Genomic DNA, 14,425 nt, shown 5'->3' on the forward strand with positions numbered 1-14,425 from the left:
AAAATTTTTTTGCTAAGTACATGTTCAAGTGAAAAATAATAATGAATTAAAAACATGTTAAAATTAAAAATAAAGAATCTATATGGCTTATTTAGACAAAACAACTAAATAAATTCGATGTTACCATAAATTTTGATATGGTTTCTACAAGGTTAATTTAATAAAAAATAGTTTAAAATTGAACAGAAGCTAAAACTCGATAATTTCTGCCAACACTCAAAATTTAGTTTTATATAACCTGGATAATTTGTTTTATAAATATTTATATAAATGTTCTAAACAAATAGTTTATTAACACAATAATTATTTATAGTAATATATTATAAAATAATGGATTGTATTAAATATTGTATAATTAAGTTTACATAATGGTGGCTTAATTCATTGATGAAACATTAGAAATATTATTTTATCATCCTAATTTTTTAATATAATTATTTGTATAATTCTAATAAATTATATTATAAATTTGTTATTGGGGAATAATATGATAAGAGATGAATCCATACAATTGTGGATGGGTAATAAAAATAAGGAAAAAGATGACGGCTCTTTAGACATTAGTCTGATTAGAAGTCCTACAAAATACGAAATTATACGATTATTAAATAATAATGAGTTAAGTTTCGAAGAGATTGTAAAAAATACTTCAAAATCGAAACCAACAATTTCAATGCATCTTAAAAGCTTAAGAGAAGAGGGCATTGTAAAATATAAAATGGATCCGTCAGATAATCGTAAAAAAATTTTTTATTTATGTGCAGATATCATTGGCAATGTAAATGCAAATAGACATGTTCATGTTAAAGAGAACCAAACCAAATTGTTAATTGAAGACTTTATTGAAAATGGTGATGTGGAATATACATTAATGCTAGTTCATTCATTCAAATCAATTCTTCAAGAATTTGGTATTGAAATGGAATATATTCTAACTTCAATTGGAAATCATATGGGGGTATATTTATTTGAAACTCTCTATGATAAAGATTTCAATAGATTTCAATCAAATATCATCCAATATTGGAAAGACAATAATCTAGGTTTGCTTCAATTTGAACTTAATGATAATATTCAAATTGTCTGTTATGATTGTTTTGAATGTTATAATTTACCTAAAACTGGAAAACCCGAATGTTATTTGGAAGTTGGAATGTTTGAAACATTGTTTTCTAAATATTTCAATCATGAAGCTTCTGTTACTGAAATTAAATGTTATTCCATGGGCGATGATTATTGTGCTTTTGAAGTGGAAATTTAAGTTAACGTTTTAATTATTTTTAAAACATAACTTCTTTATTTTTTTAAAATTAACATTCATATGGATTTCATAAATCTTTCTTTAATTGTAATCGGGTCTATATCAATTATCGGTGCTTTAGAATTTCCTTCTTCAGTTCTATATACAATAAAACTTGCATCTTCACTTTTGATAAATTCTTTTAAATCGATATCCTCATAATAATGACTATTTTTAAATCCAACGCCTCTTGCAATATCAACAAGGTCAACTACTTGTGCATATGTGTCTTGATTGCCAGTAGATCCATATGCTCCATTGTCAATAACAATCCAGGTTAGATTAGAAGGATTATTTGCAAATACAGTTACAAGTGAGCCCATATTCATTAAAAGAGACCCATCACCATCAATAACAACAATATCATCATAAGGATGAGCTAATGCCAGTCCAAGTCCAATTGATGAGGCAAGACCCATTGAACCAATCATATAAAAGTTTTTAGATCGGTCATCTATTTCATATAACTCCCTTGATGGAAATCCAATATTACAAATGACCAATTCTTCATCGATATTTTCCATAATATCTTTAATAGCTTCATATCTTGCCATAGTATCACCAATATTTGATCTCTAATAATATGCTGACGGGTTTTCCTTCTTCTTCAGAAAATTCCCAAGATAATCTAACGTCATTATAAGCGGCTTCAGGAGTGACTGGTGTGAAGAAATTAAAATTCATTGCTTCAAGTATTCTTGAAGTTGATTCACCCATAGGAACTTGACCAACTATATTTTCACCTTCAGTTCCACGATGGCTCATTATCATCAGTAATGGAAATTCATATAACTCCATTAATGATTTAAGTGCATTTATTGAATTGCCAAATCCGGAGTTTTGCATTAAAATAGCTGTATGTTTGCCACCGAGATAAGCTCCAGCACATATTCCAATTCCTTCCTCCTCACGTGTAACTGGAATGTGGGTAATTTCAGGGTCATCATCAATCATATTTAATAATTTTGATAAGTTTACACAGGGAACACTAACAATAAAATCGATTCCTGCATCTTTAAGACCATTATAAATAGCTTCACTACTATCCATTTCATATCACTTTTTAAATTTTATATAGTAATTTATCTTAAATACTATAAAAAACTATTCAAACATAGTAAAGTTTTTATTTATTTAACCCTAATATACAATCATGTTTAGCAAACTTCCGATATCTAGTAAAACGGAAAAGATTTTAACAAAATCTTTAGATGAAGCCATTACAGTTGAAGAAGCAAATCATTTAATGAATATAAAAGGAACTGATTTATATCCTTTACTTGCAACTGCGGATTATTTACGCCATGAAATTGCTGGTGATGATGTAACATTCATCAATAACTGCAATATTAACTTTACTAACATCTGCACTGTTAGATGTGGTTTTTGCGCATTTGGAAAAGATGCAGGTGATCCAGAGGCATATATATTAAATGATGAGCAAATTTTGACAAAAGCTCAGGGAGCGGTTGAAAAAGGAGCTCATGAATTTTGTTTGATGGGTGGTGTTCTTCCAGATGCGGATATTGAGTATTATGAGCATCTACTTAGATTGTTGAAAGGGGAGTATCCGAATGTAATGATTCATGGATTTTCACCAACAATGATTAATGATGCATGTACTGTATCGGGAATAAATATTGCAGAAGGTTGTGAAAGATTATGTGATGCTGGTCTTGATACATTGCCCGGAACTGCTGCTGAGATATTAACTGACCGTTCAAGAGAAATAATCTGTCCAGAAAAGGTTAATGTACAAGAATGGATTGACATTGTAAAAACTGCTCATGAGGTTGGAATTCCAGGTTCAGCAACAATTATGTATGGACATGTGGAGACTTTAAAAGAAAGAGTAGAACATATTGATATCATTCGCAGATTACAAGAAGAAACTCATGGTTTTACTGAGTTTATTCCAATGACATTTATGCATGAGTATTCTCCAATCTTTTTAGAAGGCCAGTCAAATCTTGGAGCTAGTGGAATTGAAGATTTGAAATTATATGCAGTTTCCAGATTAATGCTTAGAGATTTAATCCCAAATATCCAAGTTTCCTGGGTTAAGATGGGTTTTAGATTTGCACATGTGGCTCTCACAGCAGGCACTAATGATTTAGGCGGAACTCTTGGAGGGGACGAATTGTCTGAAGCCTCCGGTGCTCCTGATGGTGTTGAAGCATCAATTGAAACATTAGAGGGCATGGTTAGAGATCTTGGAAGAAATCCGGTTGAGAGAAACTCCAAGTATACTGAATTTTATCCAATTAATAAAGGCATAGAAATGCCTACATTATAGGTGCTTAAATTGAAGAAGTTTATTGTTATCGATGGGTTAGATGGGTCTGGAAAAGATACACAAGTTAATTTATTGGCTGAAGCTTATAAAAAACATGGAAAAAGTGTTGTTGTTAGATCCCATCCATGTTGTGATAATAAGTTTGGTCGCAAATCAAAACTTGCACTTCAAAAACAAGGCAAAATCAATAAAATTAAAGCAACGGTTTATTTTGGTCTTGATGCAATCAGATCTGTTCATATCTATTATTATAAAAAAAATTGTGATGTTTTAATCTTTTCTAGATATATATTGGCGGTTATGTATCTTCCAAATGGTATAAATTCACTTGTTTATAAAATTGTTGCTTTTATTCTTCCAACTTCTGATTGCATGTTCTTTTTAGACATTACGCCGGAAGAATCACTTAGGCGTATTGATACACGTCAGGAAGAGCTTGAAATGTTTGAAAATATTGATTCCTTACGTGAAAATAGAGAAAGATCACGTAAATTTACATATAATTGGAATGTTGTTTCAGCAGATGATGCGCCTGATGTAATTTCACAAAAAATAAAAGACATATGTTTCCAAACTGATTAGATTATAATACTTCCTTTATCCCATCACTTGTTATAATCATCAATGAGTTTAAGTTTTCTAAAACAAGTGAAACAATCGGATGGGTCTGAATATCCTTATGCATGAATATTATTTCTTTTTCTACAATATCAATCCAATTAACATGATAAACTACCACTCCATTAACAATTAAACCCAAATACTCAGGTACGAATCTGTTTTCATCTATTTCTTCAAAGTAAGGATTTTTTCTCAATATCTCTCTTAAAACATTTTCCATATTATACACCTTTTCTCTCATATACAAACTCAGGCACTGCCTTATCAAAAGGATCAAAGCTTTCTCTATTTTTAACTTCCATACATTTCATGCTTACTTTGGAGTGTAGCGATGAAGGCAATCTCAAAATTCTTTTAAGGTCAATTGATACTTTTGCATCAATTGTTGCAAGATTAACTCTTGCCATAGATTCAACAAGGTTTTTATATCTTCTAGGTCCGATATCTCTTTTAAATAAACCCCAATTATTGTTTTTCAAGTGGTGTCTTGAAGATATTATGTCTTTCATTAATTTAGGATTTATTCCATCTATTTTTTCATTACCTACTAAATGGAGGATATTAAATTTAACTTTATCGGTAAATATCTTTGAATAACCTATAGGTATTGTGAAATGCTCAAAATTAAATCCCTGAGGAGATACTTCTGAGTTCATAAACTGTGATTTTGGAACTTCAGCACCTGCAGCGTATTTTAAAACTTCAGATCTAAGTTCACTATTTGCAAGCATCATTTCTTCATCAAGAATTCTTATATGGTATCCTCTTCCGGAGTATATTAAATGAATGTTTTTCAATCCTAAATCAGATTCTAAAGTATCAATTAATGTATTTACTATTTCTAAAGCTTCCCCAAGACAAATTTCGCATACTCCATTACATTGACATGATCTAATCGGTATGTCTTTTGCATCTACATCGAAAACATATTCCGCCTTTAACCAATCTTCACGACGGCGAGGGTTATTATAAAAAGCTACTGAAATATAAGCTGCAAATGGTGCTTTATACCTTAAGAATTTCCTTAATGATTCACTTCCTTTAAAAACTTTATATCTGTCATTTGGTCCTCTGCCGTTGTGGTCGAAACCAAACTCTCTTTTTCTGATATCATTTGAAATGAAGTCAGGCAAATCTTTAGGATCCCATTCTTCACGATAGTATTGTCTTCGCTCTTTTATTGTAGCTTTAGAAAACATGATTATAATTATATTTTTAAAGTATTTATTTATTGGGTAAGTGCGATTTTGTGTATTGTAATGTTTTTATATTACCTAAAATATAAGTTACATTGAGGTAAAATTATAGGTGTATTCATGTTTTTAACAATTACTTTATCAATAATTATAATGTTTGCAGTTGTTTTAATGATAGTGTCTGGAGTGGATTTTATCCAGAACAAAAGACTTTTCACATCAGCTCCTCAAGATATCCAAGATGCAATAGTCCCAGATAATGAACGATTTAGAGGGGCTCATTTAATTGGTTGGATTTTAGATATCCTTTCAGTTCTCATTATTATTTTTTCTATATTATATGCATTTATTGATGGAATCAATCATAACTGGAAATTCTGCAGATTTTCATAAGGTTTTTAGTCATGCTATGGGCTTATAAAATATTTGATATAATATTCCTGGATTGGTTTTTATTAACCAAAACACATTTTTATCAGCATTATTTTCCTGAAACCAGAGATTGTAAAAGTTTTAAGCAATATGGATTTAATAAAAAACAGCAAATCATGAAATTGATCCTATTTCCATTTATTGCTTTAATATTTGCAGGAATAGCAACATTATTTTAAATTCAATAATTTTAATATCTATTAAAAGGAATATTATCATATGGAAGAAATAGTTGAAGTTATTGGAATCGAACATTTAAAAACAATATTGTCAGGTCTTACACCAGAAGACATTGTTAAACCTGCATTTGATAATTGGATGGGCGGCATTAAAACTGGCCATACAATATTAAATCTTGAAAATGGTCAGGTTTATGGATTAGGCATTGATTTTAATGATCTTTCATTAGGCGATGAGATTTATATTGAATTATATACCATTAGCTCTCATGAAAATCCAATCAATGAAGAGGAATTTTTCTCTAAAAGGGAATATGAGGAATTTCTAGAGTTTAGCAGCGAAGATCCTTGTGAGCATATTCCAGATATTATCACAGAATTTTGTGAAGTAAAAGGCATTGATGAATATGAACGCCAAATTGGCCTTTTAGCATATAATTTTGAAAAAATGGAACAATCCAATTATAATATGTGGGAATCTAAGATTTTAAACAAGTATTATGATGCCATTTATGAAAACCACAATCCATTTGAGTTTAGCCAGTCTAGTCTTTAGGGGATTGTTTGTCCAGCTGGAATTTTTTACGCCCATAACATGAAAGAGGGTTATTGATTCCTTTACATGATTTGTCTGGATGACATAGGTGGGGTAAATGTATTTTTATTTTCTCACAGCTCATTGGAGTATACCATTTAGTTTCACCTTCATGGTTAATATCAACTGTTTCATGCATTCCAAAACCTAATTTTGAGATGATATTTATTTTTTCTTGAGGCTGGTCATCAAATAAAGGAGGTGTACAGTTATCTGCCGCATCAAAGATTAATGGAAGGATTTCATTTTCTGTAATTGTAAGGTCAGGATCTATGTCTGATACTTTCACGGTTTCATCTGAAGCAAATATTCTTGGATATAATCTTGCATATGATGCAAAGGATGTTAAAAGAAGTACGATTGCATCGTTACGTCCACCGGAAGATACACCTTCAACTGTTGCTTTAATGCATGGTGGGAAAGCATCTGGATTTAATTTACCTGCTTCGACAGAACCGTAAATTCCACCACTACCTGTATAGTATTGATTATATTTGCTAATCTCTGTTGGTATGAATTCTTTTAACTCTTCACTGATTTTAATGATGGCTGGGTGAATTTCAATTCTTGCTGACATTTCTTTAATGCGTCCAATATATTCTTCGGTTTTCTGCATTATTAATCTTGATATGATTTGTTCTTTGACGCTGTCGCCTATTAATATATTATACATTCGCTCAGGGCTCCTATCGATAAATTCATCCCCAAAACGATATAGGAAGTCGTCCTGTTGAAGAATAATGTTTCCTTCATCAATTAAAAGATCGGTCATTTTGATTTTTTTGGAAGCTACAATGTCTCTTAGGGATTTCCAGTTTATTGCACCATCCACCTTCACCTCATCAAGCACTTCATCAATGATTTCTGCTCTTGAAATTGGAGGTATTTTAGATAATCTTTCTAGAATCAGTGTTCCTTGAGATTCAATAAATAGTCTGGTCTCTCGTGAGCCTAAGTTAAATTGTATTGCAATTGCCTGACATAGTATATGAAAGGCCACTGCGTCTTTGGCGAATAATTCTTCATTTGACAGGTATTCAAATTCAGCTGGAACAAAGTTGTTGTTGTTCTTTTTCTCTATTGCCCATTGCATACGTTTCATACATAAATCAAAGTATGATTTAGGAATTAAATTGTCATCTGATATTTTTTGATTTAGTGTGTGAGTGCAGATTTCTATTAAAGATTCATCTACCTCAAATATTTGATTTAAATCTCCATATTCACGTATAATTTCTCTTCCTTCATCGGAAAGTGGATTAATATATGAAACTTCTGCCATGTTCATTATTTTTTATTTTATATTTTAAATAGATAACCTATTTTCAAATTCAATATTGATTTTTTTAAATTATTTTAATTGGCGAAAAAATTGCCTCTAAAAATAAATCTTTATTATATATAAGTAACATAATTATACTATGTTTAAAATAATTGAGGGGACTGATTAATGTCAAAAATATTTATTTCATGTGCACTTCCTTATGCAAACGGACCATGTCATTTAGGTCATATCCGTTCCACTTATCTTCCGGCTGATATTTATGCAAGGTATAATAGAATGATTGGAAATGACGTGTTAATGGTTTGTGCTACAGACGAACATGGAACTCCAATTGCTGTAAAAGCGGATAAAGAAAATAAAAAACCGATTGAAATATCAAAAAGATATCATGACATGATTGTTCGTGATGTGGAATCAATGAATATTTCATTAGATAGCTTTACAAGAACGACTGACGAATCTCACTATGAAATTGCTAAAAACTTCTTCAAATCATTATATGATGAGGGATTAATTTATAGGGAGGATATCCAACAACTATACTGTCCTGTATGCAATAAATTCTTGCCTGACAGGTATGTGGAGGGGTCATGTCCAGAATGCGGGTCAGAAGCAAGGGGGGACCATTGCGAGAAATGTGGAAAGGCTCTTGAACCTACAGAACTTGATGAACCACATTGCATTACCTGCGGCACAACTCCAATTATCAAGGACACATTCCAATATGCCTTTAAGCTGTCTGAATTTGAAGATGACTTGAAGGAGTATATTTCTTCAAATGAAAATTTGCCTGCAAACGTTAAAAATTACGCTACTAACTGGTTAAATGATGGGTTAAATGACTGGATTCTAACCCGTGATATGGATTGGGGAATACCTGTCCCATTAGATGAAGCTAAAGGCAAAGTATTATATGTTTGGATTGAAGCATTCTTAGGTTACATCTCGTCAGCATCACAATGGTCAAAGCAATCTGGCAGGAAATGGGAAGAATACTGGAATGATTATGTGGTCCATTTCATTGGAAAGGATATTATTTACCACCATTCAATCTTTTGGCCGGGACTTTTAAAAGCATATGGATGCAAATTGCCTGACATGATATATGCCGGTGAATTTCTATCACTTGAAGGAGAAAAGATGTCTACAAGTAAAAACTGGGTAATATGGATCAGCGACTTTGTAAAAGACTATGATCCGGACTTATTAAGATATTACTTAACCATGAACGCTCCCTTAAACAAGGATTCAGATTTCTCATGGGACGACTTCCAAAGAAGAAACAATGACGAACTTGCAGATGTAATAGGAAACTTCCTGCACCGTACATTTGTATTCACTAAAAAATCATTTGACAATAGGATTCCAGAATATAAAAATCCAACAGAGGAAGATGAATCATTCAGAATGGCTATTGAAGAGCTACCTAATAAGGCTGGTGAATACATAGCAAATTATGAATTTAGAGATGCGTTGCTTGAAATATTCAAGGTAGCCAAAAAGGGAAATAAATATTTCAATGACCAGGAACCATGGAAGGCTGTTAAGGAAGATGTACAGAAAGCAGCAAACTGTTTATACTTATCTAATCAATTAGCAAAAACCTTAGCTTACATGCTAAAACCCTTCATACCAACAAAAGCCGATAAAATAGCTGAAATCATGAATATCGATTCTCTTGATGTATGGGATGATGCTAAAATAGCACTTCCGGTTGGTCATGAGATAAATAAAGCTAAACCATTATTTAAAAAAATTGAAGATAAAGAAATTGAAGCTCAAAAAGCTAAATTAAAAGAAAACTTAAGTGCAGAAGATGAAAATATGAGTGATTTAATAACAATAGATCAATTTGATGAAGTAGTAATTAAAATCGGACAAATTAAAGAAGCTGAAAAAATAGAAAAATCAGACAAACTATTAAAATTAAAAGTGGACATCGGAGAAGAAAAAACAAGACAAATTGTTGCAGGTCTTGCTAAATTCTACTCCCCTGATGAATTGGTTGAGAGGAAAGTGTGTGTTGTTGCTAACTTACAACCAGCTAAACTATTTGGGACATTATCTGAAGGTATGGTTTTAGCTACTGGTGAATCCGGTGCATTACTCGCTCCTGACGTTAATGGAAAAATTGGTGAAAGAATTCAATAAATAGATTAAAATGCCAGAATCTGCACTAGTTAATAAAGCTGAAAGCTATTTGAAAGAGATAGCAAATGATTGCATTAGCTTGGAAAATATTGAGGAATTCGATGTTTTCAAAGACCTTTACTTTAAACTAGATAACAGATTAAACTATTTATCAAAACTAAAAGATGATATGGATGTACAGGGATACACCACACCTTTTACATCTTTAAATAAATATGGAACAAAAACAGTAGCTGAAGTTGCAGCTGATGAAATAAGGGAAAACAGCCGGCACAATCAAATATTTAGAATGAAAGCAAATGCTAAGAAAAACATTCTAGACCGAGTTAAATCAGCTATTGATTCGCATAAAATTGCATTGGGAAACCTGGAACAATTCGGGTCTGTGAAATGCAATTCATGTTATAAAAAATATTCAATCAGTGAATATAAACAGAATCATGGTGAATGTAGTTGTAAAAGTAAAGCCTTCACTTTTAAAGTAAACAAAGAATTAACCTATCGCCTTGAAATAATCCCATACCTTCCGTTATCTGGTAATTACATGGTTCTTCTAAGTGAATTATCAAATAACTCACGCGATTCTTTTAAACAGGTATTGAACATTCTAAAACAGGAACGTAAAGGATTAGTTAAAACTATATCTCTTGTTATTAGGTTCAGAGACGATAATAATCGCTTAATTAGGAAAAATGTTACCTTGGAATCTGAATACATCCATAATTACGAAGAGGAGGTAAGACGTAGGTATGGTGGAGATGTGAGAATCGAAGCATTGAGATTCCATAGAACAAAACCGGCGATTATTGATGATAAGCATGCACGTACAGCTCTTGCACTTGCATATGTTGGTTATTCTCAGGAAATTATCTCCAACATTAAAGAGGATATCTTAAAACGTAGATTAACGGATTTTAAAAGAATAAATAAATATGATGAAATCATTGAGGAATTTGAAAATCAAACACCTGATTTCATAGATAAATATGATTTAGATGCAATAGAATCATGGAGAAAATCCGAAATTGAAAACAAATTCAGAAACCTTAACTATATTGACAGATTCGGAAATATGGCAAGATCTTTAAAGCGTGATTTGAAAGTAAGGGAAAGCATATACAAAAGCACTTTTAAAAACATTTCAGCAACATTAATAATATGGGATATGTTCAGATATTACCTTACAACATCCAACAATTCCCGTAAAATTAATCTAGGACCATTTCCATATATAAGGGTTGAATTGGATAGGGAACAAAGAAAAGTATTCCAAACAACATATAAAAAGGTAATAGAGATATTAAACTCATTCACGGATATTAAAATAATTCCTATATCTGAAATGGATTTGCTGTTATATGAGAAATTCAAATTCGAAAAAGAAATGCGCAATTCAAATATTAAAGTTAACCATGTAGCATTGGGCGCTGCTTTAATCAACCTAAACTCAAATATTGAGCTTGAAGACATTAGTAATGCATTCAACATTAATGAATCAAGAATTAAAAAGGAACTTAAGCATATCGATCAAATTAAAAATCCGAAAAGCGACAAATCTAAGAAATTCCTGGATTTAATTAAAAAGTGAAAATATGAATGATGAAGATATTACCACAATTCATATTACCAAAGCACTATCTTCCTCTATGATTGTTGAGTTGATTGACAAACACCCTAACTTAGAGGAAATCACCTGTTCTCCCAGCGTTTATAAAAGAACCTCTAAGACATATATTGATGCACTGAACCAGTTAGATATTAACGTTAAAACAGAATATCAATGGGGTGCAAAGTCTAGAAGTAATGATATCGAATTTTACATAAAAAAATTATCAGATGAAGGATTAAATCCAAAACAAATATCTCAAAAACTAGATATATCCCTTAATCGTGTTTATTACTTGCTTAGAAAGGCCAATGCTAGCTTTAACAATCGCAAACGTAAATATGACCATGATGAAATTAAACAGCTTAAAAAAGATGGCCTGTCTGCTAGAGAGATTTCTGACAAATTAAATATTCCTCCTAGGAGTGTTTATTATATTTTAAATAAAAAATAACTACTTTTTTTAATAATGACAACTATATAATAAACTATGATGATTTTACCACAACTTCCATTATATGGAATAGCTATAATCTGCGGCTTATTATCTTTTGCGGTTACAAAATTAACAATGCCAAGAATTATACGAAAACTTGAAGATGCCGATATTGTTGGAAAAGATATTCATAAATCATGGAAGCCTGTTGTTGCTGAAATGGGTGGATTTGGCATATTATTCGGATTTATAATTGGAATATTTTCCGGAATATATATGCATGATATTTTAACATTTAAGTTGGTTATAGTGCTCGTTGTCATATTGCTTGTTGGAATAATAGGTATTGCAGATGACTTACTTGCGCTATCCTCAAAAGAAAAATTTTTCTTATTGTTTTTAGCAGGTCTGCCTTTAATTTGGGCAGCTCCTCCTAATGTAGGATTATTGTATCTTATTACAATTCCAATTGCATTATCTGTGGGTTCTAATTTAACAAACATGTTGGCAGGGCTAAACGGTATTGAATCTGGTCTTGGGATTATTTCCATGACGTCACTTACAATTGCTTGTATAATTTTAGGCAAATACGATGTTACAATCATCTCAATGAGTATGTTAGGTGCCTTGATTGCATTTTTATATTATAATAGATATCCTGCAAAGATTTTCCCAGGAGATACAGGTACGTTAATAATCGGTGCAGCTATTATATGTGTTGCTTTTATTGGTAGGGTCAAGTTAATAGCTTTCATAATAATGATGCCGAATATTATTGATGCGGCTTTAAAGTTCTACTCGGCGGGAGTAATGAACAGACAACAACAAAAGCCAACGCAATTAAATGATGAGGGTAAACTTGTAAGGCCTAAAAGTGGTTTTAAGTCATTGATTAGGTTAGTTTTAAGAAGACCGATTGCTGAGAAGGATGCAGTTAAAATAATTTGGGGAATTGGATTATTCTTTGGTGTTTTAGGTATTGTTATTGCATTAATCATGCCGGGAATGCTTGAAAATCAGACATTGATGAATTTTTTACATATTAAGGAAATGTTTTATCATATATAGGTGATAATAGTGAGGCCTTATGTAATATTAAATGCAGCTATGACATTGGATGGTAAAATAGCCACCTTATCTGGAAGTTCAAATATTTCAGGTGCTAAAGACCTTGAAAGGGTTCATGAATTAAGAAAAGACTGTGACGGGATAATGGTTGGCATTGGAACTGTACTTGCAGATGATCCAAGATTGACAGTTCATAAAATCGATGCAAAACCTTCAGACAATCCTGTACGCATTGTAGTTGACAGCAAATGCAGAACACCAGCTGATGCTAGAATAACTAATGGAGATGCTAAAACCATAATTGCAATGGCCAACGAATATAAGGACGAATTTAAAGCATCTGACAAATACGAAATATTGAAAAGCAAGGGAGTTAAATTCTTTTTTTCAGGTGATGTGCAAGTTGACCTGAAAATGCTAATGATTTACCTTCATGAAGTGGGAATTGATAAGTTAATGCTGGAAGGAGGTTCGACTCTTAACTTTTCAATGATAAAGGCAGGTCTGATTGATGAGATTAGCATTTGTGTAGCGCCAATGGTGGTTGGAGGGGTTAATGCTAAAACATTTTTCGACGGTGAGGGATTTAATACCATGGATGAGTCAGTAAAATTAAAGTTGATTGATTACTACCGGTTAGATAAAGACTTTATTTTAAATTATAAAGTATTAAATGGTTGATTGGACAATACTTTATACCAAATAAAATCGTCACCTCCATAAAAACTGACTAAAATAGATGTAATGCTAAGAATAATAAATATTACAGATACATCCAGTGGCATAAACATTAAAAACAGTGCCAATAATATAATTTCAACAGCTATAAATGTTTTTTGAGGATGATTTAGTTTAATATAGCTTAATAGACCCAGTAAAATAGGGGTTAATATGATGGCAGATATGTATAAAATCGAATCATATAATCCAATCATGTTTGGGATAGGCAAATTCAAGACATTCATAAATAAATGCATCTCCAAAACTGTTAAAAAGAATCCCTGAACGCCGCCGCTGATGGCTTGAGCTAAAGTATGCTTTTTGAGAAGCACTCTTGACCAAATCAGTATAGGATATATTATGCCAAATAATGCGCCAATATTGCCTAAAAGTAAAATTAATGCAGCAACCGGACCTGATAAACCAGTTGTATGGACACTAATTTTCCATTTGAGAGTAATTGCAAGTACAACACCAGTATTTATTGAATAACATAAAAGTAGGCAGGTTAAAAATCTATCCAAGCTGAATATTAAACAA

At 31.7% G+C, this 14,425-nt stretch carries 16 protein-coding genes; 10 read left to right on the forward strand and 6 right to left on the reverse strand.

Features of this window, described 5'->3' with window-relative positions; translation table 11 throughout:
- Positions 1 to 487 precede the first annotated feature (487 nt).
- Positions 488 to 1,261 carry a V4R domain-containing protein gene (locus tag Q9969_RS10560; RefSeq protein ID WP_305512829.1) on the forward strand — a complete coding sequence of 258 codons (774 nt, stop codon included), beginning with the start codon at positions 488 to 490 and terminating at the stop codon, positions 1,259 to 1,261.
- Between the two features lie 56 nt (positions 1,262 to 1,317).
- Here the strand turns inward: Q9969_RS10560 and comE are convergent, their stop codons facing one another.
- Positions 1,318 to 1,854 carry a sulfopyruvate decarboxylase subunit beta gene (gene comE, locus Q9969_RS10565; protein WP_305512826.1) on the reverse strand — a complete coding sequence of 179 codons (537 nt, stop codon included), beginning with the start codon at positions 1,852 to 1,854 and terminating at the stop codon, positions 1,318 to 1,320.
- A 4-nt stretch (positions 1,855 to 1,858) separates the two neighbouring features.
- Positions 1,859 to 2,350: a sulfopyruvate decarboxylase subunit alpha gene (gene comD / locus Q9969_RS10570; RefSeq protein ID WP_305512824.1), complete on the reverse strand. Its 492-nt coding sequence runs from the start codon at positions 2,348 to 2,350 to the stop codon at positions 1,859 to 1,861.
- A 103-nt stretch (positions 2,351 to 2,453) separates the two neighbouring features.
- Between comD and cofH the strand changes: the two genes are divergently transcribed.
- Positions 2,454 to 3,596, forward strand: coding sequence for a 5-amino-6-(D-ribitylamino)uracil--L-tyrosine 4-hydroxyphenyl transferase CofH (gene cofH / locus Q9969_RS10575; RefSeq protein WP_305557598.1), 1,143 nt, complete (start codon positions 2,454 to 2,456; stop codon positions 3,594 to 3,596).
- 9 nt (positions 3,597 to 3,605) lie between these two features.
- Positions 3,606 to 4,178 (forward strand): thymidylate kinase, encoded by a 573-nt coding sequence (locus tag Q9969_RS10580; protein WP_305512820.1) that lies wholly within the window; start codon positions 3,606 to 3,608, stop codon positions 4,176 to 4,178.
- Position 4,179: 1 nt separating this feature from the next.
- Here the strand turns inward: Q9969_RS10580 and Q9969_RS10585 are convergent, their stop codons facing one another.
- On the reverse strand, positions 4,180 to 4,437 hold the full coding sequence (locus Q9969_RS10585; protein ID WP_305512818.1) for a hypothetical protein: 258 nt from the start codon (positions 4,435 to 4,437) through the stop codon (positions 4,180 to 4,182).
- 1 nt (position 4,438) lies between these two features.
- Positions 4,439 to 5,416, reverse strand: a complete 978-nt coding sequence (gene priS, locus Q9969_RS10590; protein ID WP_305512817.1) for a DNA primase catalytic subunit PriS — start codon at positions 5,414 to 5,416, stop codon at positions 4,439 to 4,441.
- A gap of 117 nt (positions 5,417 to 5,533) precedes the next feature.
- Between priS and Q9969_RS10595 the strand changes: the two genes are divergently transcribed.
- Positions 5,534 to 5,806 (forward strand): hypothetical protein, encoded by a 273-nt coding sequence (locus Q9969_RS10595; protein ID WP_305557600.1) that lies wholly within the window; start codon positions 5,534 to 5,536, stop codon positions 5,804 to 5,806.
- 258 nt (positions 5,807 to 6,064) lie between these two features.
- Positions 6,065 to 6,580 carry a hypothetical protein gene (locus Q9969_RS10600; RefSeq protein WP_305512813.1) on the forward strand — a complete coding sequence of 172 codons (516 nt, stop codon included), beginning with the start codon at positions 6,065 to 6,067 and terminating at the stop codon, positions 6,578 to 6,580.
- Here Q9969_RS10600 and priL read toward each other — a convergent pair.
- Positions 6,570 to 7,901, reverse strand: a complete 1,332-nt coding sequence (gene priL, locus Q9969_RS10605) for a DNA primase large subunit PriL (protein ID WP_305557602.1) — start codon at positions 7,899 to 7,901, stop codon at positions 6,570 to 6,572. The genes Q9969_RS10600 and priL overlap by 11 nt on opposite strands.
- A gap of 168 nt (positions 7,902 to 8,069) precedes the next feature.
- On the opposite strand from priL, the gene metG reads away from it, so the two are divergent.
- Genes metG through Q9969_RS10630 form a run of 5 tightly spaced genes read left to right on the forward strand, consistent with a single transcriptional unit; the run spans position 8,070 to position 13,846 of the window.
- The gene (gene metG, locus Q9969_RS10610; RefSeq protein WP_305512809.1) at positions 8,070 to 10,055 is read left to right on the forward strand and encodes a methionine--tRNA ligase; all 1,986 of its coding nucleotides are present in this window, start codon (positions 8,070 to 8,072) and stop codon (positions 10,053 to 10,055) included.
- A 10-nt stretch (positions 10,056 to 10,065) separates the two neighbouring features.
- Positions 10,066 to 11,643 carry a DUF530 domain-containing protein gene (locus Q9969_RS10615; RefSeq protein ID WP_305512807.1) on the forward strand — a complete coding sequence of 526 codons (1,578 nt, stop codon included), beginning with the start codon at positions 10,066 to 10,068 and terminating at the stop codon, positions 11,641 to 11,643.
- Between the two features lie 4 nt (positions 11,644 to 11,647).
- Positions 11,648 to 12,115, forward strand: coding sequence for a hypothetical protein (locus Q9969_RS10620; protein ID WP_305512805.1), 468 nt, complete (start codon positions 11,648 to 11,650; stop codon positions 12,113 to 12,115).
- A gap of 36 nt (positions 12,116 to 12,151) precedes the next feature.
- On the forward strand, positions 12,152 to 13,165 hold the full coding sequence (locus tag Q9969_RS10625; RefSeq protein WP_305557604.1) for a glycosyltransferase 4 family protein: 1,014 nt from the start codon (positions 12,152 to 12,154) through the stop codon (positions 13,163 to 13,165).
- A 9-nt stretch (positions 13,166 to 13,174) separates the two neighbouring features.
- A complete protein-coding gene (locus Q9969_RS10630) occupies positions 13,175 to 13,846 on the forward strand; it encodes a 2,5-diamino-6-(ribosylamino)-4(3H)-pyrimidinone 5'-phosphate reductase (protein ID WP_305557606.1) in 672 nt (223 codons plus the stop codon).
- Here the strand turns inward: Q9969_RS10630 and Q9969_RS10635 are convergent.
- Positions 13,825 to 14,409, reverse strand: a complete 585-nt coding sequence (locus tag Q9969_RS10635) for a hypothetical protein (RefSeq protein ID WP_305512799.1) — start codon at positions 14,407 to 14,409, stop codon at positions 13,825 to 13,827. The genes Q9969_RS10630 and Q9969_RS10635 overlap by 22 nt on opposite strands.
- Between the last annotated feature and the right edge of the window lie 16 nt (positions 14,410 to 14,425).

The organism is Methanobrevibacter sp. V74, from assembly GCF_963082495.1.
Classification (GTDB): domain Archaea; phylum Methanobacteriota; class Methanobacteria; order Methanobacteriales; family Methanobacteriaceae; genus Methanocatella.